General features: G+C 72.6%; 22 protein-coding genes. 6 read left to right on the top strand and 16 right to left on the bottom strand.

The window, feature by feature from the left end:
- Positions 1–30: 30 nt before the first annotated feature.
- The 7 genes from AWW66_RS00225 to AWW66_RS00195 all read right to left on the bottom strand — a co-directional run bounded on the left by AWW66_RS00225 (position 31) and on the right by AWW66_RS00195 (position 9422).
- Positions 31–1137, bottom strand: coding sequence for a hypothetical protein (locus AWW66_RS00225; RefSeq protein ID WP_157527022.1), 1107 nt, complete (start codon positions 1135–1137; stop codon positions 31–33).
- Complete coding sequence (locus AWW66_RS00220) at positions 1130–1519, bottom strand: hypothetical protein (RefSeq protein ID WP_067359229.1); 390 nt, start codon at positions 1517–1519, stop codon at positions 1130–1132. Before AWW66_RS00220 ends, AWW66_RS00225 begins: the two co-directional genes overlap by 8 nt.
- On the bottom strand, positions 1516–5385 hold the full coding sequence (gene eccCa, locus AWW66_RS00215) for a type VII secretion protein EccCa (RefSeq protein ID WP_211271792.1): 3870 nt from the start codon (positions 5383–5385) through the stop codon (positions 1516–1518). Before eccCa ends, AWW66_RS00220 begins: the two co-directional genes overlap by 4 nt.
- 65 nt (positions 5386–5450) lie before the next feature.
- Positions 5451–8189 carry an alpha/beta hydrolase gene (locus AWW66_RS00210; RefSeq protein WP_169807030.1) on the bottom strand — a complete coding sequence of 913 codons (2739 nt, stop codon included), beginning with the start codon at positions 8187–8189 and terminating at the stop codon, positions 5451–5453.
- A gap of 105 nt (positions 8190–8294) precedes the next feature.
- Positions 8295–8759: a DUF6507 family protein gene (locus AWW66_RS00205; RefSeq protein WP_067359226.1), complete on the bottom strand. Its 465-nt coding sequence runs from the start codon at positions 8757–8759 to the stop codon at positions 8295–8297.
- A gap of 5 nt (positions 8760–8764) precedes the next feature.
- Positions 8765–9070, bottom strand: coding sequence for a pore-forming ESAT-6 family protein (locus tag AWW66_RS00200; protein WP_067359225.1), 306 nt, complete (start codon positions 9068–9070; stop codon positions 8765–8767).
- 16 nt (positions 9071–9086) lie between these two features.
- Positions 9087–9422, bottom strand: a complete 336-nt coding sequence (locus tag AWW66_RS00195; protein ID WP_067359224.1) for a hypothetical protein — start codon at positions 9420–9422, stop codon at positions 9087–9089.
- Here AWW66_RS00195 and AWW66_RS00190 point away from each other — a divergent pair.
- Genes AWW66_RS00190 through AWW66_RS00175 form a run of 4 tightly spaced genes read left to right on the top strand, consistent with a single transcriptional unit; the run spans position 9409 to position 13065 of the window.
- Positions 9409–10560: a DUF6177 family protein gene (locus AWW66_RS00190; protein ID WP_342671904.1), complete on the top strand. Its 1152-nt coding sequence runs from the start codon at positions 9409–9411 to the stop codon at positions 10558–10560. The two genes, AWW66_RS00195 and AWW66_RS00190, sit on opposite strands and share 14 nt — an antisense overlap.
- Positions 10550–10807: a hypothetical protein gene (locus AWW66_RS00185; RefSeq protein ID WP_067359312.1), complete on the top strand. Its 258-nt coding sequence runs from the start codon at positions 10550–10552 to the stop codon at positions 10805–10807. Before AWW66_RS00190 ends, AWW66_RS00185 begins: the two co-directional genes overlap by 11 nt.
- Positions 10808–10817: 10 nt before the next feature.
- Positions 10818–12140 (top strand): type VII secretion integral membrane protein EccD, encoded by a 1323-nt coding sequence (eccD, locus tag AWW66_RS00180; RefSeq protein ID WP_169807029.1) that lies wholly within the window; start codon positions 10818–10820, stop codon positions 12138–12140.
- 13 nt (positions 12141–12153) lie between these two features.
- A complete protein-coding gene (locus AWW66_RS00175) occupies positions 12154–13065 on the top strand; it encodes a CpaE/TadZ family protein (protein ID WP_157527020.1) in 912 nt (303 codons plus the stop codon).
- Positions 13066–13430: 365 nt separating this feature from the next.
- Here AWW66_RS00175 and AWW66_RS00170 read toward each other — a convergent pair whose 3' ends face one another.
- The 3 genes from AWW66_RS00170 to AWW66_RS00160 are packed head-to-tail and all read right to left on the bottom strand — an operon-like array spanning position 13431 to position 14502.
- On the bottom strand, positions 13431–13856 hold the full coding sequence (locus AWW66_RS00170) for an SHOCT-like domain-containing protein (RefSeq protein WP_067359220.1): 426 nt from the start codon (positions 13854–13856) through the stop codon (positions 13431–13433).
- Positions 13857–13867: 11 nt separating this feature from the next.
- Positions 13868–14125 (bottom strand): hypothetical protein, encoded by a 258-nt coding sequence (locus AWW66_RS00165; RefSeq protein WP_067359219.1) that lies wholly within the window; start codon positions 14123–14125, stop codon positions 13868–13870.
- Entirely contained in the window at positions 14125–14502 is a 378-nt protein-coding gene (locus AWW66_RS00160) for a DUF2089 domain-containing protein (protein ID WP_211271791.1), read from the bottom strand. The genes AWW66_RS00165 and AWW66_RS00160 overlap by 1 nt, the downstream gene beginning before the upstream one ends.
- A 367-nt stretch (positions 14503–14869) precedes the next feature.
- Here AWW66_RS00160 and AWW66_RS00155 point away from each other — a divergent pair, with 367 nt between their 5' ends.
- Positions 14870–15496 (top strand): RICIN domain-containing protein, encoded by a 627-nt coding sequence (locus AWW66_RS00155; RefSeq protein WP_211271790.1) that lies wholly within the window; start codon positions 14870–14872, stop codon positions 15494–15496.
- A 63-nt stretch (positions 15497–15559) separates the two neighbouring features.
- Here AWW66_RS00155 and AWW66_RS00150 read toward each other — a convergent pair whose 3' ends face one another.
- Entirely contained in the window at positions 15560–15979 is a 420-nt protein-coding gene (locus AWW66_RS00150; protein ID WP_067359217.1) for a MarR family winged helix-turn-helix transcriptional regulator, read from the bottom strand.
- 144 nt (positions 15980–16123) lie between these two features.
- Here AWW66_RS00150 and AWW66_RS00145 point away from each other — a divergent pair, with 144 nt between their 5' ends.
- Complete coding sequence (locus AWW66_RS00145; protein WP_211271789.1) at positions 16124–16948, top strand: Rossmann-fold NAD(P)-binding domain-containing protein; 825 nt, start codon at positions 16124–16126, stop codon at positions 16946–16948.
- Positions 16949–16978: 30 nt separating this feature from the next.
- Here AWW66_RS00145 and AWW66_RS00140 read toward each other — a convergent pair whose 3' ends face one another.
- The 5 genes from AWW66_RS00140 to rox all read right to left on the bottom strand — a co-directional run bounded on the left by AWW66_RS00140 (position 16979) and on the right by rox (position 21323).
- On the bottom strand, positions 16979–17854 hold the full coding sequence (locus tag AWW66_RS00140) for a hypothetical protein (RefSeq protein ID WP_067359215.1): 876 nt from the start codon (positions 17852–17854) through the stop codon (positions 16979–16981).
- Complete coding sequence (locus AWW66_RS00135; protein ID WP_067359214.1) at positions 17844–18359, bottom strand: SigE family RNA polymerase sigma factor; 516 nt, start codon at positions 18357–18359, stop codon at positions 17844–17846. Before AWW66_RS00135 ends, AWW66_RS00140 begins: the two co-directional genes overlap by 11 nt.
- A 136-nt stretch (positions 18360–18495) precedes the next feature.
- The gene (locus tag AWW66_RS00130) at positions 18496–19098 is read right to left on the bottom strand and encodes a hypothetical protein (RefSeq protein WP_067359213.1); all 603 of its coding nucleotides are present in this window, start codon (positions 19096–19098) and stop codon (positions 18496–18498) included.
- Between the two features lie 251 nt (positions 19099–19349).
- A complete protein-coding gene (locus AWW66_RS00125; protein ID WP_157527019.1) occupies positions 19350–19820 on the bottom strand; it encodes a hypothetical protein in 471 nt (156 codons plus the stop codon).
- Positions 19821–19859: 39 nt separating this feature from the next.
- Positions 19860–21323: a rifampin monooxygenase gene (gene rox / locus AWW66_RS00120; protein ID WP_067359211.1), complete on the bottom strand. Its 1464-nt coding sequence runs from the start codon at positions 21321–21323 to the stop codon at positions 19860–19862.
- Between the last annotated feature and the right edge of the window lie 100 nt (positions 21324–21423).

Genomic DNA, 21423 nt, shown 5'->3' with positions numbered 1-21423 from the left:
TCCCCGGTCGGAGAACGCGAGCACGGTCTGCTAGCTGGTCCGACGCAGCGAGCAGTCGTCGATCAGGAGGGTGGGCCCGTCGGCGCGCAGGTCACCGGAGAACACCGACAGCGGAAGATTGTTGCCGCCGTGCGCACGTCGGAAGCTGACCGAGATCCGGTACCAGCGGGTCGGGTCCGCAAGCACGATCTTCGGCGACCGGGTGGGCGCCGACACCCGCTGCCAGTCCTGGGTGTACTCCTGCAACTGCGCATAGACCCCGACGGGGTCGGCAGAGCGAACCCAGCAGGTGGCGGTGTAGGCCGCGCCGGTGACCGTGGTGAGCCGATCGGGCGAGCCGGTCGCGCCGGCCGCCACCTGAGTCGGTGCCGTGGTGCCGATCTGGAGCGCATGCTGACCGCTGCGCCGGGTCCGTGTTGGTGTCAGCACGGTGCTCGGGCCGAAGGTCCGCCACGCCGTCGGCAATGTCTCGAAACCCGGATCGGTCAGCAGGTTCGGCGCACTGACCGTCGGTGACCCCGCCGGGGAGGTGGCCTGAGCACTGGCCCGTCGCGTGGGCGGTGAACCGGTCGGTGTCGCGGGGGCGGCCGGGCGGCCCGCCGCAGGTGGAGACCCGACGGCGTGGGGACCGGGCTCGACGCGCCCTGCCGAGTCCGGAACGGTCAGCCATATCAGGACCAGCGGAGCGACCCCCAGCACGACGATGCTCGCTGTGATCACCGCGGGCCATCGCCACCAGGGGGTCCGCCGCCCGGTCGGTTCATCGGCGGTGGGGGCCGACGGCCGGTCGGTGGGCAATCCGGTGGGGACGCCCCCGGCTGTCGCCGCCCGCCAGCCGGCACGCCACTGCGCGACCTCCGCGTCGACGAGTTCCGGCGCGAGCCCGGCGGCAACCAGACAGGCTGCGACGAACGGCTCGACCACCTTCCACGCCGTCTCACGCCCGTTGAGAATCCGTTCGACCGTCCCGGGCGGGAGCCCGCCGGCGAGGAACCCGCCGGCGGTGGGCCGCTCGCCGGCCAGCGATCGCAGAGTCTCCTCGGACGGCTGGCCGGCCTCCGTCCACAGCTCCACGAGCCGGTCGACCAGTTCGTCAGGACCCGGCCTGTGGTCTGGCGCCCCCATGAGGTCATCCACCGGGGTTCTCCTCGCTCGGCCAGGCCACTCCGCCGAGCCGCTCGATCAGCGCTGCCGCGAACCGGTGAGCGAGTCCGGCGGCGCTGGTCGGTTCGTCCGGCGCTCGCACCCGCACCCACCACAGCGGCGTCGGCGCGCGTCGGGCCACGTCCGCGCCGAGGAGCCTGGACACCTCGGCCGGCACCGGCACGAAGACAGGTTCCTCGACGGTCAGCAGCACGCTCAGGCCGCCGTCCCCGCTCGCGTGCGGTGCGCAGAGCTGGATCACGGCGCCATCTGCGGCCCCCCACACCAGCAGGTCCTCACCAGCGGCGACCAGGCCGGCCACCACAGCCGGTACGTCCGGCGGCCGGCTCGCGAGCACCACGACGTCATAGGTCACCCGTCCTCCTCTCCGAGGGCCGTCTGCACGAGGCGGACCGGTGCGCCCCGGCATACCCAGAAGCCGCGGCCCGGTGGTTGCTGCTGGGCGTACACGCCGGGGTACAGCGGCCCTTCGCCGCGGTCCCCGGCGAGGACGAGGCCGGTGGCGCCGCTCTCCCGCACCGCGAGGAGGAACGGGTCGTAGCTGCCACGCGCCGCCCCGGCCACCCGCCGGGCGAGTACGACGTGCAGGCCGATGTCGCGGGCCGACGGCACGTACGGCAGCAGCGCTTCCAGCGGCCGCTGGCCGGCGGCGGTGAGCATGTCGTAGTCGTCGATCAGGAGCACGGCCCGTGGGCCGTCGAACCCGCGCACGGTGGGGTCCTCCGACAGCCGCTTGGCGAGTTCCTTGGCCATGCCCACCGCCAGCGCCGCACAGAGCCGTGGGTGGTGCGCGTACCCGCCCAGGTACGGTTCCGGCACCAGATCACGGAGCCGTTGACGCGGGTCCATCACGGCGAACGTGACCTCGTCGGCGGAGTACCGTTCACGCAGTCCGGCCGCGATCACGCGGATCAGGTTGGTCTTCCCGGATGCGCCGTCGCCGAGCACGACCAGGTGGCCGTCGGCACCGAAGAGGTCCAGCGCCACCGGTGCCAGCGCCAGTTCGTCCACGCCGATCGGCACCTGCTCCGGCATGGCCGCAGGGCCGGGTAGCAGGGCGACAGGCACCTGTTCGGGCAGCACCCGGATGGCCGGCACCCGCTCCCCGGGCCATGCCGCCCGTGCCGTGCCGGCGACCTGACGTGTCACGTCGCCGAGGTCGGCACGACTCGCCAGGCCGTCCACCCGTGGCAGCGCGACCTGCGCGACGAGGCCGCCGGTGGTGAGCACCCGGCCGGGTTGGTCGGCCCCGATCGTCTCGGCCAACCGACGCCCCACGACCGAGTCGGTCGGGTCACCCAGCCGAGCCTCGATACGGATGCCGAACGCGGCCTGGTGCGCGATACGCACGTCGTTCCAGCGCAGCATCGAGGCGATCACGTGGACGCCGTACCCGCTGCCTCGCTGCAGCAGGTCCGCGATCATCGGCTCCAGGTCGTCGAACTCGCTGCGGAGAGCGCCGAAGCCGTCGACCAGCAGGATCACGTCGGCGCTGGGCAGTTCGGGCACCGCCCCGGAGGCGTGGGCGTCACGCAGCCGCTCCACCGAGTCGATGCCACGGCCCCGGCAGAGCAGCTCGCGGTGTTCGAGCATGAGCCGGACCTCCTCGACGGTCCGGCGGATCCGCTCCCGGTCGCCGCGACCGGTCACACCGCCCACGTGGGGAAAGTCCGCGAGGGCGGCGAGCCCGGAGCCGGCCAGGTCGATGCCGTACACCGCCACCTGCTTCGGGGTGTGGGTCAACGCGAGCGACATGACGAGGGTGCGGAGCAGGGTGGTCTTGCCGGACTGCGGACCCCCGATGACCGCGAGGTGGCCGCCAGCCTCGGTCAGGTCGACCACGCACAGCTCCTGCCGCTGCCGTGCCGGGTCGTCCAGGATCCCCACCGGCACCCGGAGAGCCCCGGGACTCGCCGCCAGCCGCAACCCGTCCGCGTCGGCGGTGACCGGTCCGGCGATCTGATCGAGCGTCACCGCCGCCGGCAGCGGCGGAAGCCATATCTGGTGTACCGGCGTGGCGGCGCCCGCGAGCTGGCGCACCACGACGTCGAGGAGGGTGTCCTCCACCACCCGTTCGGGCATCGGCGCGGCTTCCTCGTCTCGTGCCGGCGGCGACCGGTACTGCCGGTAGTACGCCGGGCCTGGCTGGTCGCCGCTCGCCGGGGCCGCCGCTGCCCGGGTGTGCCGCCCCGACACGTACGCGGCCTTGAACCGCTCGTACACCGTCGTGTCGACCTTGAGGTAACCGAAGCCGGGCAGCGGCGGGAGGTGGTACGCGTCCGGCGTGTCCAGCACCGTACGGCTCTCCGCCTCGGAGAACGTGCGCAGCCCCAGCCGGTACGACAGATGGTTCTCCAGCCCCCGCAGTCTGCTGCCGTCCACCCGCTGGCTGGACAGCAGCAGGTGCACACCGATGCTGCGTCCGATCCGCCCGATCGTCAGGAACAGCTCGATGAAATCGGGTCGGGCGGTGAGCAGTTCGCCGAACTCGTCGACGATGACCAGCAGGGAGGGCAGCGGCGGCAGGTCGCTCCGCTTCTCCCGCAGCACGGCGTAGTCCGTCACGTTGGCCACGTTGCCGGCGGACCGCAGCACCTGTTGCCGGCGCTTGACCTCGCCGTCGAGGCTCGCGTACGCCCGTTCGATCAGTCCGGGGTCGTCCTCCAAATTGGTGATGACGCCGGCCACCTGGGGCAGCGCCGCCAACGGGGCGAACGTCGCGCCCCCCTTGTAGTCGATGAGCACCATCGCCAGCAGGTCCGGCGCGTGGCAGACCGCGAGCGACAGCACGAGCGTGCGCAGCAGTTCGCTCTTGCCCGATCCGGTCGCGCCGACACACAGCCCGTGCGGGCCCATGCCGAGCTGGGCTGATTCCTTGAGGTCCAGGAACAGCGGTTTGCCGACGTCGTCGAGGCCGATGAGCACGCGCAGGAACGCGCGTTCGCCGCGCGCCGCCCACAGCCGGGGCACGTCCAGCGCGGTCGGATCGTCCAGGCCGAGCAGCGTCGTCACGTCCACCGCGCCGCCGTGTGACACGTCGTCCGTCGAGTCGGGCGAGAGCCGCAGCGGTGCCAGGAGCCGGGCCACCCCTTCGGCCAGCCCGTCGTCGACGGGATCCAGGTGTCCCGAGTAGACAGTCGGGGTACGGGTGCGCAGGTCCTCCACCGTGATGTCCGCCCCGGTGACCGTGAGTCGCACGGCCACCTGGTCCGGCTCGTGCAACCGGTCGGCGGCGAGGTGGAGGACGGTGACCCCGGCATCCGCCACCGGCAGGCTCGGGTCGGGCATGGCCAGGTCGCTGGCCACGGAACCGTACGTGTCGTGCACGACCAGCAGCCGGTGCAGGGCCGTGGCACCGGCTGCGGAGGCGCCACGACGCAGCTCGCCCAGGTACGCCGCACGGCGGGTCAGCTCGGGGTGCAGCAGCGCGCGCAGGTGCGCCGGGTCCGGGGCGATCCGGCGCGCCGGCACCGCCCCGTCCCGGACGTCGCGGTCCAGCACGTGCGGCAGCCACTTGACCCAGTGCCAGTCCGCCTCCCGCTGGGGCGGGTGGGCGACGGCGAGCGCCACGTCGTCGGGGGCGTGCCACGCCGCAGTCTGGACGAGTAGCGCCCGGACGGCGCGCAGGACCGAGGCGCGGGGCCCGATCACGCTCACGTTGCCGACCCTGTCCAGGGGAACGACGAGCGGCATGCCCGGCGCGGTCCGGAATCGGCGCAGGATGGCGCGGGCCTCGGCGAGCATGAACGGGTCGGTCGGGCTCAGCGCGGTCCCCCGGTCCGGTAGCTCGACGGGACGGGCCGGCACCGTGCCGAGCCCGGCGCGGACGGCCAGGAAGTCCGCGTCCCTGCGGCGGCGTTCCCAGAGCCGCGCCGGGTCACGGACGGTGTCGACCAGAGCGCCGGGCGACGGGCTGAGCAGCCGGGCCCGGGCCCGCGCGTCCTTCTCCTCGGTGGCGAGCGTGCCCCGCAACTCCTCCAGGTAGTCGAGGTATCGCTCGCGCTGTTCGCGGCGGGTGCGCGACGCCTGGCCGCGCTGGGCGAGGAGGAGCACGCCCCCGGCGACCAACGCGCCCACCAGGACCAGTGCGCCGAGGACCGCGAAGGCGCTGCCCCGGGAGAACAGCATCATCGACATCGAGCCGGCGACGCCGACCGCAGGCACCAGCATGACCACGTTGGGGAGCGCCTTGCCGTCCGGCAGGGTCGGCGGCGACTCCACGACCCAAGGGGAGGGTTCCCCCGGTGGGCGGACGTTCCGCGCCGGGCGGTGCACGAGCCGTGTGGTCATGGGGTCTGCCGGCTGCTCGGCGGACCGGGCGGCCCGTCGGCGAGCGGGATGACCGCGGGATACCGCCGCAGGTACTCGGCGACAGCCCGGTCCGGATGGGTCAGCAGGTACGCCGCCGCCACGTCGTAGGGGTCGGGATCCGCCCCCGGCGCCGGGTCACGCACCAGGTAGGCGCTCATGCCGACCGGGTCCTTCTGCCCCAGGATCGACCCGAGCAGCGCCTGCCGGCGGCTCTCACTGAGGTGGCTCCACGCCTGTTGGAAGCTGTTGTGGCCGGGGTCGTTGTGCGGGTAGGAGCGGGGGCGGGGAGCTGTCTCCAGCCAGCGGCCCGAGCCGGGAGCGCGCAGGGTCGCGTCGAAGAACTCGCGTACGCTGAAACCCAGACCGCGGCCGAACGCGGTGATCACCCGCTGTCGGACGAGCGGCGGCGTCGCCTCGACGACCCGGGCGTAGTCGCCCGCGATCACGGCGCCGATGCTGCGGCCGATGTCGCCCTTCGTGAACCCCCCAGCCACGGTGTGGAAGAAGCCATCGGAGGCGTCGAGGTGCACGCCGTGTTGCGGGGCTGCGTGCCAGCCTGACCAAGAGATCGGATCCCACGGCGCGTTCGCCCAGAAGACCCGGTCGGGCGGCGGCATGCCGGGCAGGCGCAGGAGGCTGTCGATGTCGCGGCCGACGCCGGGGCTGCCGATCAGCACGACGGCCTCGAACCGGGTGTCACCGGCCTGCAACGCGTACCGGGAGGTGAGAGAGCCGTAGCTGTGCGCGACGAGGACGGTGGGCTTGTGGTGTTCGCTCTGGAACTGTCGGATGAACGCGTTCAGATCCTGCCCGGCGGACTCCGCCACCCGGGTGTGCAGGCCACCGAAGGCTCTTGGCGGACGGTAGCCGAGCCAGGCGACGGTGGCGGTACGGCTGTGGGACAGCGCCGCGCCGTCCGCCCACTGTTCGAGGTTCTCCTTAATGTTCGGAAAGCTGTTCAAACTGTTGAACATGCCCGGCACGAAGATCGCGTGCCGGTCGGCCCGGGCGAGGTCGCCGTACGCCACCACGGCCCGGCCCCTTCTCCCGTCGTACCGCAGCACCTGGGGCTGCGTCATTTCGCGGGTGACCGGATCGCGTATCGGCTGCGTCATCGCCTCAAGCGCCTTCAGGCGGCGCCTCTCCAACCAGTCTGGCTTCTCGAGCGCCCGGAGCGCCTCCAGGTCACGTTCGACGCGGGCCAGGTTCGCCCAGGAGCGCGCGTCGCTGGGCACGCCGTCGAGCCGGCTGACCACCTCGGAATGCCGGAACGCGAGGTCCCGCCGGTCGGTGGCGCTGAGCCCCGCGAAGTGTTCGCGGACCGCCGTCGCCAGCGCGGCGGGGTCGTCGGCGTGCCTGGTCAGGATCCCGAGCAGGTGGCCGTCGTCGAGCACGCCGCCCGGCGGGCCCGGAACGGCGGTCCGCGCGGTTCCGCCGGCCGAACGGCTCTCCACGGGCGGGCCGTTCTCACCGCCGGACGATCGCGCGGCAATGCTGTTGGCCAGTTCCCCTGCGGTGGGCGGCCGGACGGGGACGTCGCCGAACATCCGGTCGAGACCGCTGTGCACAGCCTTGCCGAGGCCACGCCCGGCGAGCCGGACGTCGGCAAACAGCCATTGTCCGCTGACGACGCGGTATGGCACCGTCATCGCGGCCCCGCCGAGTTTCGCCGCCACGCCGCCGTCGCTCGCCACCCGGCTGCCCCGGGTCGCCACACCCTGCAGGGCATCGGTGAGGCCGATGCCCTTGCTCGGTGAGGGGAGAAGCAGACCGGCGATGTTGCCCAGCACCATCCCGCTACGCCGCCAGCCGTTCCTCTCGTCGGACGCGCTGAGTCCCCGCCACAGTCCGTTCCAGGTCTGCCTGTTGCGCTGGCGTAGGCCGGGCACGAGCCAGGTCGAGGGGTTGGCCATTACGCCCAGCGCGCCCAGGCCCAGCCAGGTCCGCCGGGCTGTCGACGCCTCCCAGCCGATGTGTAGCTCGCGCTGGTTGGTGGTGCCGGTCACCCTGTCGAACGTCAGCCCGGCCAGTCCGCCGAGGAACTCGATCGGCTGGCCGACGAAGGTGGTCACGAAGCCGCCAACGAGGCTGGCCACCTCTCCCGGCTCCTTGATCTGGGGGCCACCCCAGGGGAGGTTGGTGCCGGAGGTCAGGGCGAGGCGGCGCCAGTCCGGCGGCCCGGCCTGGACGCCGCGATTTCCGGCGATCCTGGGGATCTCACTGGGTGGCGGCAGTGCCGCGGTACTGGTGTGCCGGACGATCGTCGAGACGCAGGCCGCCTCGGCCTGAAGAATATCGTTCAGAGCGTCACCGACCTGGTTGGCCAGGTTCTTGTTGACCTCGGCACCCGACTGCCCCCGGGCCGGATACACCTCCCGGTCCCACTCTCTGGGTGGGCCGAGACTGAGCGCCCACGACCGGAACGCCGCCGCGTCCGCCCGCAGGCTGTCCAGGCGCTGCTGTAGTGGACCGACGGTGGAGGCCAACGTGGCCAGCGCGGCGGCAGCCCCCTCCAGGTCGGACCGTGCGTCGACCGCCTTGTCGACCGGCCGGAGGGTACCGGCGACGAGGTCGGTGACCTCGGGTGCGTCGTAGCTGTCCGGTAGATCCCGGCTCCACCGGGAGTGGACCCGCCGGGCGGTGGTGTCGACCTGCTCGCCGACCGCCCTCAGCCGCGCGGCGTCGGCCTGCAGCCCGGCGACGTCATACGTCACTCGCGGGATCATCGCGGGATCGATGAGCTGCCCGCCGAAGGGACGGTACTTTGCGAGCGCGAATTCGCGCCACTCCCCGGTGTCGGTCACCGCCCGTTCCTCCCGCTACGGCTTGGTCACCTGGTCCAACCAGTCGGTGAGGCTCGGCGTCTCCCGCGCGTCCATCGCCTCCTGCTTGGGGATGTTGGCCAGTCCCTGGACCGCGCGCCGGCCTGCCTGGCTGGCCCGGTCTCCGTCGTTTCCGGCGACGTACGTCGCCGTGACGGTCACCCCCGCTTCGCCGGCGCGGGCCATGTCCAGGTCCGCCTCGACGTAGGCGTTGGTGGCGGTGGCGGTGGCGCGCAGCACCGTGGTGGTGGCCGAGTAGACGGCCTTGATCTGGCCGCCCGCCGCCAGGGCGAAGGGCCCCAACGCGCCCCGGACCGGTGACAGGGGGTCCAGGTGGGCCTCTGCCGAGGTGGTCGCCCGCTGGAGGTCCTTCGCGTGCGCGGTCAACGTCCGCGCCGCGTCCTCGTTGACGGCATTGACCACAGCCGCCACGCCGCCCGGCTCGATCCGGTATCTGGTCATCGGCGTCAGATCGCCTCGACGGCGGCCCGGGCCCGAGCCTGGGCCTGGGTCGCGGTGTCGTCGTTGTCCGTCAACGTCTTGCGTAGCAGCGTGATGATGTCGCGGACCTCCTGGGCCGCCTTGTTCCAGCGGATCTCCTTCTCGTGGTAGAGGTCCGAGACCCCATCCGCCTGGAAGTCCGCCATGGCAGCCTTGACCGCCTGGTCGCGTTCGTTGATGACGGCTTCGAGCCGTCCGAGGATGGCTCCGATACTGCCCTGCACCTCGGCCGAGGCGCCCGTGTCGTAGCTGAGCCGGTCCTGGTTACCCATGCCGATCTCCCTTGTCTCAGGACCGCAGGCGGAAGGTCGCACCCTCGACGTTGGCCGCGCTCTCGGCGCGCTGGGTCGTGTCGGACATCGTCTGGTCGCCCTCGACGAACGAGGCGTTCATCCCCTGTTGGCCGCCGAGGATCGAGGCGACCGCCGAGTTCAGGTCGACGGCGATCTCGTCGGCACGGTGCTTGAAACGGTCGAAGGCGGCCTTTCCCGCACCGTTGAACCTGCCTTCCAGCGGCTCCGCCGCCGCGACCAGCTGCCGGATGAGAGCACCGAGATCCTGGTGTGCGCCGTCCGTACGATTGATCAATTCAGGCAGAGCCTGACTTCCCATGTCGAAGCGCATTTATGATCACCGACCTCAATGGTTAACAGGTGTTCGACATGCTACCCAAAAGAGCGCCACCCACCGAACCCCACCATGTCGTCCGTCGATAGCCGGGGCAGGAATGAGCTGGATTATTCGCCCTGTCACTCCTATCATCCGACGGGTGGGGTGGCCGGTTGTCGATGTCGTCACGGAACGCGTATTCGTGGTCCACCAGAGCTGGCCCGTCGCCAGCCTGCATCACGGGCTCGTGGACGCGCTCGTCGTCGCCGAGCGGGAGGGGCGGGCCGTGCAACTCGTCACGCCTGCCACCACCCACCTCACGCTGCCGCTGTGGCTCGCCCTGCGGGGCGGACCAACCCCCACCTGGGTGGTGTCCAGCCCGGACGGGACGTGCCGCGACGGCTATTCGTCGGCACCGCTGCGCTGGCAGGACGGGGCGTTCGAGCCGTACGCCGACACCGGCCCACCTCCTGAGGCGAGTGACGAGCGCGGGACCGGTGGGCAACTCTGGATCCTCATCGAGGCCGTGCACGAGCGCCCAACCGCCGTGTTCGGGGTCGGCGCCGAGGTGGTGTGCCGGGCACTGACCGGACAGCGCCCCGCCGGATGGGGACCGGCCGAGCCCGTCTCCGAGCGATGGCGGACCCGCGACCTGACCGACTTCGCGATCCAGCGGGCCCCCCACCCGTCCGTCCTGGTCGTCGTGGGCGAACGGTGCGCCGGCCTCATCGAGATCACCCCGACCGAGCACGCTGTTGCGGAGTCGACACTACTGGCGATCGACGACCCCGGCCCCACCACGATGCCACCGGACCGGTTGCGGGACCTCGCCGACACCCTCGCGGTGCAGCATCCCATCGGAATCTTCTGCGCCGTCGTCCACCGTGGCCAGTCGGGTCTGTCGTACCCGCCGGGCGGAATCCGGCTCGGTCGGCCCCGGGGACTGGCGGCGGGACCGGCCGCCCGACCGGACGTTTCGCTCACCGAGGCGCTGGCGCTACCGGGTGCGCAGCCCATCGGGCCACCGCACCGGGAGACGGTGTGGTACGACCTGGCCGACGGCTGGGACTCCGTGACGGCGGTGGCGGACGGACTGCGAGCGGACACGCCGATGCTGGACGCCTGGCGACAGGGTGGACGCCATGGCCCGTGACTACGACGTCCAACTGCTCGAATCGGTGTCGGTGCGCCGCAGGCGGCTCCGGGACGCGTTCCTCTTCGGCACCCAGGCAAGCCGCCGGTCGTACCCGGAGAATGTCGGAAGGTTCGTGGCCAGCGTGACCATCTCGGCCGTGCTCGCAGCCGGTTGTGTCGGATATTCGTTCATCCGGCACCACCTTGCCGCGCAGGAGGCGACAAGTCGACCGGCGCCGGTCACGACGACCGCGCCGGTCCGGTAGGGCGACTGTGGTGGCGGAGTACAGCCGGGTGACGGTGGTGGGTGACCACCGCCGGGCGGACGTCGTCCTGCCGTCCGACGAACTCGTCGGGGTCCTGCTGCCCGACGTCCTCGAACTGCTCGGCGAGCCGCCGGCGGTGGCGCCCCATCCCCGGCTGCTTGTCACCAGTACCGGGCACGCGCTGCCGGCCACCGCCACACTCGCCACCGCAGGGGTGCCGGACGGTGCGGTCCTGCGGCTGGTGGCTGCGGCGGACAGCCCACCCGCGCCCGTCGTGCACGACGTCGCAGAGCAGATCATCGACGCCTCCGAGCGGCTGACCTGGCGATGGAGTCCGGTGTCCCGGCGATGGACGGTGACGCTCGCGGTCGTCACACTCTCCGTCCTCGCGGGCGCGCTGGCGTACGAGATCCGTCCGGGTCGCCCCGGGGTCGTGCTCCTGACCGCCGCCGCCACCATCGCGAGCCTGCTCGGCGCGGCACTGGCGCGGGTCCGCGAGCCGGCCGGCACGGCGCTGATCCTCGTCGGTGGTGCGCTCGCCCTCGACGCCGGTTGGGCCGGGGCGTCGATCGCCGGCTTCACCACGATGCAACGGCTGCTGCTCCTGGCCGCCGAGGCGGGCACCCTGGTCGCGTTACTCGGTGTCGCCACGCCACTGGGCGCAGGGGGCCGGATCGGCGGCGCGCTCGGCCTGGCCCTGGTGGGCCTCTGGTGGGTGGGTGAGGTGGCCGGCCTGCCCGCCGAGCGGCTGGCCGCCCTCATGGCCGTCGTCGCGGTCGTCCTGCTCGGCTTCCTGCCTCGGCTCGCCCTCCTGATGGCCGGTCTGCCTCGACTGGACGACGCTCGCGCGGCGGGTCGGGAGGTGACCCGGCCCGACGTCGACTCGGCGATCGCCGCCGCCCACCGTGGTCTCGCGCTGGCCGTCGCCGCGCTGGCCATGTCGCTCGCGACCAGTGGCTGGTTGCTGGCCGGTCACGGCGGCCGGTGGACACTGGGCCTCGCGTGCCTGCTCACTGCCATCGCGTTGAGCCGGGCCCGGATGTACCCGCTGGCCGGCGAGATGCTCGCGCTGTTCGCAGCGGCGGCCGTCACGCTCGCCGCGCTCCTCCTGGCGTGGCTGAGGTTCTCAGGCGGCGCGTCGGGCGCGGCGCTCGTCACCGTCGCCGCTGCGGCCACGGCGTGCATGCTCTTCCTCGCAGGGGAGCCGACCGATCATGTCCGTGTCCGGATCCGTCGGGGCGTCGACCGGATCGAAGCGGCGGCGGTGCTGGCGACCGTGCCGGTGGCCGTCGGCGTCTTCGGCACCTACGACCGGTTGGTGCACATCTTCTGACGAGGGGGTGTTCGTGCGGGATCCGGTGCTGGCGGGCCTGCGGCTGCGGGTACGGCCGGGAGACAATCCCGGACGCCGGCTCGCCCGGCTGGTGTCGGGCCTTGTGGGTGCTCCGACGACGGCCGCCGAGGTGCACGCTCTGCTGGACGACCTGCGTCGTGTCCAACGGCCGCTCACCACCTGCCGCCGCATCCTCGTCGCCGCCGTCCGCGGGGGTGCCGGGGCGACGACGCTGACCGGGCTGCTCGCGACGGTGTTCGCGACGTACCGGGGCGACGGCGCGCTCGCGCTGGAAACCACACTGGGCCATGGCTCGCTGGAGTTTCGGTTCTCCGAAAGCGGGCCGGCCGCAGCCGGGGTGTGGACGGCCGATCAGGTGGCGGCGATGTCGCAGCTGCCACCGTCCGACGTCGCGGAGAGGATGTCCCACGAGGACCACCGGGTCCACCTGCTGCCACGCCCGGGCCACATGGGTCTGGACACATACGGCGAGGCGGCCCGCGCGCTGATGCGGTTCTTCGGGTGCGCGGTGATCGACGGCGGCCACGACGCGCTGACGCAGCCGGGGCACCTCGGGACCGTGCACACCGTGGTGCTCGCCATACCGGCCACGGTGGATGGGGTCCGCACGGCGGGCATCTGGTTCAGGGAGACGGATCCGGAGCTACATGCCCGCACCGTGCCAGTGCTCATGGAGGTGTCGCCGGGCAGCCGGCTCGATCCGGCACGGGTCGCGGACGCACTGCGCGACGGTGGTGGTGCCAGCGCCGTACGCGCCCTCGACGCCAGCAGCGGACGACCGCACCTTCTTCCCTACGACCGCAGCCTCGCCACGGGAGCACCGGTGCGAACGGGCCTGCTGGCCCACCGCACCACGCCGACGGTGGTCCGGATCGCCGCCACGGCCCTGGCCCTGGCCGGTTAGCCTGCCGCTCGATCCGGATTGTTCGGTCGATGGTCGCCGCGCGGGCCACGGATGCGAACGATAGCCACACCGATCGGGATGGGCAGCGACCGGAGTCGAATCACCGCCATCCGGATCGGGCACCCGCGGAGGGCCCATGCGGCGGCACCCAGCTCGGGTACCGCCGCATGTCGGCCACGGTGCCGGGCAGCAGGGTGTCTCGCCAGCCACCGAGTGCCTTCGCGATTAACCGACGTCAGCGGCGCCCCTGCTGGCGGGCTAGACTTCAGGTTGGCAGTTCCACCGTGCTCCGTTGCGCTGGAGCGCGTGCGGCCTCGGGAGGGTGTTGCAGCACCCTCCTGAGGGCCCGCCCGTCTGGACGGCGCCTACTCGCAGAAGACCCGCACCTTGGCATCGGGCTGGTCCACCTCCACGGTCATCTCGTCGAGGTGGTCCACGAGCGCCTCAAGCTGGTCGGGCTTGAGCTGGGTGAGGTCGATCGGCACGCCCGACTTGGTCAGCTCGGCGTTGGCCGTGCCGAGGGCCTGCGGCGGGATCAGGGCCGTCAGCCGTACGCCGGCCCGCAGCAACTGCAACGGCACCCGCACGTTGACCCGGCCCGGCTCGCCGTCCTCGTCGACGGCGTCGACCATCACCCGCAGGTACTTGGCCTTGCCCTTCGGTCGGGCGTCGCGACTGGCCGCCGTCGGCGGCTGGTCCCGTTCGAGCGCGGCGATGAGCTGCTCGGCCTCCGCTGCGGTGATCTTGCCCTCGGCCAGCATGTCGAGGATGTCCTTGCGCTGTTCCTTCATGGGGTTCTCTCCTATCGGATGGTCACGAGCACCGCCGTGCGGCCGTGCTCGAGGTCGATGCGGGTGCCGGGCAGCGCGGACACGACGCCCCACCCGGCCCCGAGTGCCCGCACCACGCTGATGCGGTACACGAGGCAGGCCACGGCCGCCGCCAGGACGGCCAGGAGCAGCACCGGTGACAGCACGAGCACCACGGGGAGCACCGGGACCCAGATCCGCAGGGGCCGGCCGTGCGCCCGGGTGCACCGCACGGCCACCACCTGCGGCATCACGCCTGCCCCTGGAGCTCGGACAGCGCCTGCTGGGCGGTGATCTCGCCGCGGCGCAACCGGTCGATGGTGTCGGCCTGGGGTGGCGCCGGATCGGTGTCGACGAAGGCGAGCTTCTGCGTGATCCGGTTCAGCCGCGCCTTGATCGTCGGGTAGCTCACCCCGAAGATCCGCTCCATCTCCTTGATGGAGCCGTGGCACCGCACGAACGCCGTGACGAAGACCTGGTCCTCGACGGTGAGCTGGGCCAGTTGCGGCAGCTCGAACCGGCCCTCGATCGCGACGCCGCTGCCGGCCAGGCGCACCCGCTCGACGACGAACGGCTGACCCCGGCTCAGGTTCGTCAGTTCCTGCCAGTCCATGGCCTGCTCTGTCATAGCCGAAAGAGTAGACCCATCACGTATTAACTTTCAAGATATGGATCTTGATTTTCTTAATTTCCCCCTCGTGCCCTCACCGGATCAGGCCGGTTGGTCAGCGACCACCGTCCGGAGCGCCCCGACCAGCCCGGTGGTCGCCGACCGCCCTCGGCCTCCCCGGTCGCGCCGGGCAGCGGAAAACCGAAGCCGAGCGCCGGACCCTCGCCGGGGGGCGGGGTGTCCGGGAATCCGTCGGACAGCACGTACACCCACCAGGGTGGACCCCACCGGCTCCGAGGAGCCGGGGTATCCGACGAGGTGAGGAGCGGTCGTGGTGGAAACCAGCGGATGTCCGCGGTCCGAACAACTGTCCCGGAAGCCCCGCGTGGATCGACGGGTGGTCGGCCGGCTTGCGCTGCGGACCTGGCTCGCCGCGATCCTGGCCGGTGGCCTGCTGACGACCGGGGCCGGCGCGGCGCAGGCCGATCCCGGCTCGACCCGGGCCGGGGCCGGCGGGGCGCAGGGCGGGTCCGCGGTGGCATCGGCGCGGGACGCGGCAGGGCCCAGCATCCAGGCGGTGGACTACTACGAGATCCGGCCCCGACACAGCGACCGGTGTCTGGACGTCGCGAACGCCAGCATCGCCCACAACACGCAGGTCGTGCAGGGCAACTGCTGGGGCGGGGCCAACCAGCGCTGGCGGTGGATCGCCGTCGGCAACGGCTACTACGAGATCCGCCCGCAGCACAGCGGCAAGTGCCTGGACGTGGCGCACGCCAGCAACGCGCACGGCGCGTCGGTGGTGCAGGGCGACTGCTGGGGCGGCACGAACCAGCACTGGCGGTTCGTCAACCTGGGCAACGGCTTCTACGAGATCCGGGCCCGGCACAGCGACCGGTGCCTGGACGTCGCGAACGCCAGCATCGCGCACGGCGCGTACGTGGTGCAGGGCACCTGCTGGGGCGGGACCAACCAGCACTGGCGGCTCGTCTACGCCGGCACCTGGGGCTGAACCGGCGCACCGACCGGCGTGGCGGGACACGGGTTCCGCCACGCCGGCGCCGGCCCGGTGCCGCTAGGACGTACCGGTGGCCAGCACCCTCGCCAGCAGCTCGGACAACTGGCGCTGCTCCGGTGCGGTCAGGCGTCCCAGCCGCTCGGCCGGGAAGTCGAAGGACCGCCGCATCGCGCGTTGCACGTCACGCCCCGCCGGGGTGATCGACACCTGCCTGATCCGCCGGTCGGTCGGGTCGGGCGCGCGGGACACCAGGCCGCGGGCCTCCAGTCGGGCGGCGAGCTGGGTGACGTTCGAGGCGTCGCACAGCAGGTCGGCGGCGAGCTCACCCATGGAGCGGCTGCCCCCGGTCAGGTGCTCCAGCAGGCAGGCCTGCGCGGCGCTCAGCCCCACCGTCTGCGCCGCCCGCCCGTACGCGGCGTCGTAGGCGAACACGAAGTCCCACACCTGTTGTTCAAGGGTGTCTGCCACCTCGGTCATAGCTGGAGGTTAGTTGCTGGGGAATGGTTGACTCACTCAAGCATCGGTGTTTAGGTGGGTGATGAAACTTTAGTCACTCAACCAAAGGGGTGGTTCACGGTGGGACGTCCGAACTCGGACGGGGCCGGCAGGACCCGCGTTCTGGTGACCGGGGTCCGCGGCAAGACGGGGCTGCCGCTGGCGCACCTGCTCGTGGCGCGGGGCGTGGAGGTGCTCGGCGGCAGCAGCGACCCGTCCACGGTCAGCCTGGAGGGGGTGCGCCCGACCGCGTTCTCGTGGGACGACCCGTCCGGGTGGGCGGCGGCCACCGACGGCGTCGACGCGGTGTACGTCGTCCGACCGGACCGGGCGGACGCGCCGGAGCTCATCGGCGCGCTGCTGACCCAGACCCCGACGCGGACCCGGATCGTCCTGTTGTCCGAGCAGGACGCGGACTACATGGGTCCCGACGGATGGGCACCGCTGGCCGAGCGCGCGGTGACCGACGGCGGGCACCCCTGGACGATCCTGCGGCCGAGCTGGTTCATGCAGGTCTTCACCGACGCGCGCTTCTACCGCGACCAGATCGCCGGTGCCGGACTGCTGCCGTTTCCCGCTACCGGTGCCCGGTTGGCCTGGATCGACGCCCGGGACATCGCGGCCGTGGCCGAGCGGGCGCTGCTCCAGGAGGGGCACGCCGGTCAGGTGTACGAACTCTCCGGCCCGGAGGCCCTCTCGTTGCCGCGCACCGCAGAGCTGCTCTCCGCTGCGGCAGGACGACCCGTGACCCACCAGGAGCTGACCATCGACGAGGCCGTGGCCGGGACCACCGGCTTCGAACGGGAACTCTTCGCGCTGACCTTCGAGCGCGTGCACGCGGGCAGCTTCGCGGTGGTGACCGACACCGTCGAGCGGGTCACCGGCCGGCCGGCGCGGACCCTGCGGGAGTTCCTGGCCGACACCGAGCCCGTGCTGCGGCCCGCGAGCTGACGGCCCGACCGCGTCCCGGGGCCGGGTGACTCACCGTGGTCCCCGGGACGCGTCCTCGTTGTCGACGAGCCGGAACCGGGTGGTCAGCGGCGCGTCGCCGAGTTCCTCGAGGATCAGGCCCCGGGTCGGCGAGAACTGGAGGTAGGCGAAGCGGTTGCTGATCGCGTAGGTCGGCTCTCCGTTGCGCTGCCCGTCGCGGACCACCGAGAACTGCTGCGCCGGCTCGTCCGGGGCACAGGCGGCGGCCACCACCCGCAGCGGCTGGCTGCCCGAGGCCCGGACCTCCCAGCAGGTGTCGGTCAGGTCAGCGGCCGGCTCGGCGACGCGGATCAGGTGCCGGCCGGCGCCCTGTGGCGCGAGGACGAACAGTTGCCGCCCCTCGTCGCCGTCGACCTCGCCGAGCCGGCCGTCGTCGAGCAGCGACAGACCGCCGGCCTGGTCCGCGGCCCGCACGATGGTCACCTGGCGTTGCCCGGCCAGCACCGGATCGACGCTCGGCGCGGTGCCGGGCGTACCGGAGGTCGAGCCGTTCGTGGTGCGCGTGACCGGACCGGGTCCGCCGGAGGCCGGGGCGGACGTGCCGGTGGGCGGGCTGGGGGCGACGGGGGTCGGGCCCCGGGTCGGTGGACCGGCGGTCGGGGCCGGCGCCGGTGTCGGTGTCGCTGTCGGTGTCGGGCCGGCGGGACCGACCGGGACGGGGTCCGGGGCCCCGGACAGGCGGATCACCGCGGTGCCGCCGCCGAGCACCCCGACCAGGACGGCACCGAGGGCGACCGACGCGAGGTGGCGACGCCGCCGCCGGACGTCGCCCCGCCGCCGGACGTCGACCGGGGCGGGAACCGTCCCGTCCGCGCCGTGCCGGGCCAGCGCCCGCAGGACGTCGTCGAGACTCCGGTCAGACCTCATGGCCCCTCCCCCCACCCGTGATCTGGTACTCGTCGTCGGCGAGATGCGCGGCGAGGGCCCGACGTCCCCGTGCGAGCCGCGTCTTGACGGTGTTCACGTTGGTACCGGCCTCGGTGGCGATCTCGGCCACACTGAGGCCGACCAGATGGTGCAGGACCACCACCCGGCGCTGCTCGGCAGGGATCCGGCGCAGCGCGTCCACGAGCGCGACGTGGTCGACCGTGACCGCCTCCACGGGCTGCTCCGCGACCTGGCGGCGGTGGGCGCTGAGCCGGTTCACCGCCTTGCGCCACGCGCTCACCGCCACCCGGTACGCCACGCGACGCACCCAGGCCTCCGGGCTGTCGCACTCGCGCACCGTCCCCCACCGGTCCCAGGCCCGGGCGTACGCCTCCGCCACCGCGTCCTCGGCCTCCACCCGGCTGCCGATCATCGCGTACAGCTGGCCCAGCACGCGCTGGGCCGACGCGGAGTAGAAGGAGTCGAACTCCGCAGCGTCACGCATCGAACAGTGTCCCCACCCCGTCTGGTTGCGTACGGTCATGGCCTGGCCCGCCGGCGGGGTCGGTCCGCCGGCGGGCCGGGCCGAGGTGGCAGCGCGCCGGTGGCGGGCCCGACGCCGCCCGGCACCCGGGCAGGCGCTACGGCCGGGGCGCCGGCCCCGTGTCGTTGAACCGGAAGCTGCTGAACGGGTCGGCGTCGCCCAACTCCTCCAGGATCAGCCCGGACCGCGCCGAGTCACGCAGGTACGCGGACCGGTTGCTGATCACGAACTCGCGGGCGCCGCCCCCGACGGCCGCGGTGATCACGAAGCGCTGGGCGGGGTCGTCCGCCCGGCAGGTCGCACCCCGCACCACCAGCGGCTGCGCGTTGCCCGGATTGTGCGCCCGCCAGCAGAGCGGCTGCCCCGTCCCGCCGCCGTAGTAGGACTTGACCAGGAACTGCTGCCCGCCCAGCGGGGTCGGCACGAACACCTGCCGCCCCCGGTCGTCGTCCACCTCGGCCAGCCGCCCGCCGTCCAGCAACGACAGCCCCGACTCGAACGCGCCGACCCGGACGATCGTGACCCGCCGCGTACCGGAGAGCACCGGGTCCGGCGACGCCCTCCGCGCCTGCTCCGTGACCGCGCCGGGACCGGCCGGCGCACCGTCGTGCGCCGACGCCGACGCCCCGGCGTACAGTCCGATCCCGGCACCGGCCACCGCCACCAGCCCCACGCCCGCGAGCCATCTCCGCACCGACATCACGTCCTCCCACCCTCCTGCGTCACCGCGCCCGGACCGCCGGGGCGGCCCGAGGCGCTCGGATCGATACAGCCTCATGACGCGCGGGACCGGACGGTGGTTTCATCCGCCCGCCTGCCGATCACGGCCGGGGTCCCAGAGGCGCACGAGGGTGGATCAGCGCCTGCCGTGAGGTCCGCGTGTCCGCACCGGCGGACCGGGCCGGCGACCGAGAAGTGCCGGTGCACCGACCGGGACCGCGTCGCGGTCCGTCACGTGATCCTGAAGAGACGGTCGGCGGGGTCCACGACGGCGGTCAGGATCGCGCCGGGGACGAGGGCCGGGTCGTCGGGGCGGATCGTGTCCGCCCCGAACGGGGCGAATCCGGGCCCGCTGATCCGCAGGTGCAGTTCCAGGCCGGGATCCTCGCCGCCGAGGTGGTGGGCGACCGTGAGGATCTCGGCGGTGGCGGCGACGCCGGCGGTGGCGAGTCGACGGGCGTCGCGCCGGGAACGGGTGACCAGCCGCAGGCCGAGGACGCCGAACCCGACGCCGACGATCGTGATCAGGACGTCGCCGGCGAGCATGCCCCAGAACTCTGCGGGCGGCAGCGGTGGGTCGAGCGTCAGGGCGACGGTGAGCAGGACCGGTCCGGGCAGGCAGATGGCCAGGAACACCAGTCGGCAGAGTGCCGCACCGATCGGGCCGATCGGCGTCTCCGCCTCCCGGGGAGCACTCGTCACCCTCGCAGCGTAGTGCAGCACCGTCCCCGGCAGCGCCCCTCAGCCGGCCGTCGGGGTTGCGGCGTCGCCGAACCACCGGGCCAGGGCGACCGCGAGTGTCCGCTGGTCCTCGCCGACCCACGCGACGTGGCCGTCCGGCCGGAGCAGGACCGCCGGTACGCCCCACTCGTCGCTGACGTCGGCGACGTGGTCGACCCGGTCGGCCCAGCCGTCAACCGAGAGCCGGCCCGTCCGGTCCAGCAGCAGTCCGTTGCCGGTACGCATCAGCTCGTACAGGCGCCCCGGTGCCAGCGGGACGTCGCGCAGCCGCCGCCCGAGCAGGGGGTGGCCCGCGCCGACGTCGTACCGGACGCTGATCGCCGTGATCTTCTCGATCAGGAACCGGTTGACGTCGTCGAGGTCCATGAGCTGCGCCAGCAACCGCCGTACCGCCTGCGGTCCGGGCTCGGTGCTCGTCAGGTACATCTGCGCCCGGGTGTTGTCCAGCACGTCGGCGGCCACCGGGTGCCGTTCGGAGTGGTAGCTGTCCAGCAGGCCGGCCGGCGCCCAGCCGGTGACGGCCGCCGCCAGTTTCCAGCCCAGGTTGACCGCGTCCTGGATGCCGAGGTTGAGCCCCTGTCCACCCATCGGCGGGTGGACGTGCGCGGCGTCCCCGGCCAGGAAGACCCGTCCGACCCGGTACCGCTCGGCCTGGCGGGTCGCGTCACCGAAGCGCGACAGCCAGCGGGGCGAGTGCACGCCGAAGTCGGTGCCGGCGTACCTGCGCAACTGGTGCCGGAACTCCTCGAACGTCGGCGGTACCGAGCGGTCCTCGGCCACCGCCGCCGCCGGCACGACCGCCCGGAACACCCCGGGCCTGCCCGACGGCCCGATCCCGAACCGTTTCTCGGTCCTGCGCACCTCGGTCATCACCTCGGCGATGTCGGCCGGGGAGGCCGTGACCTCCATTTCGCCGAGCAGCGTGTCCATTGTCGACGGCTCGCCGGGAAACGCGACTCCGAGCAGTTTCCGGACGGTGCTGCGCCCACCGTCGCAGCCGACGAGGAACCGCGCCCGCACCGGTGTCGTGGTGTCGTCGTCGAGGTGGACGGTCACGCCGTCGTCGTCCTGCTCCAGCCCGGTCACGGCGCACCCGCGCCGGATCTCGGCCCCGACGTCGGCGGCGTGCTCGGCGAGCAGCCGGTCGGTGAGTGTCTGCGGAATGCCGAGCACGTAGCCGTGCGCGGTGTCCAGCCCGGTGGGGGCGGGCTTGTCGATGCCCGCGAAGAAGCCCCGGACGTCGCCGGGACGGATCGGGTACTGGGTGCCGTTGTCGAGGAACCGTTCCAGCAGCCCCCGCTGGTCCAGCAGCTCGATGCTGCGTACGTGCAGCCCGAGCGACCGTACGAACGGCGGCGGCTGCGCCTCCTTCTCCAGCACGAGCACCGTGACACCCCGCAGCCGCAGTTCGCTCGCCAGCATCATGCCGGTGGGGCCACCCCCGGCGATGATCACATCGAACATGAATTCCCCCATGGTGTGCCGATTCGTACGCTCGGCCGACGATTGTGGGGCATGACCGGGGTCTTGCCGCAAGCCCGGGGGTGCGGTATATGTTAATAGT

This window comes from Micromonospora rosaria, assembly GCF_001567585.1.
GTDB lineage: Bacteria > Actinomycetota > Actinomycetes > Mycobacteriales > Micromonosporaceae > Micromonospora > Micromonospora rosaria.
Note: the sequence above shows the minus strand (reverse complement) of the source record. Positions and strands in the feature narration are given on the sequence as shown.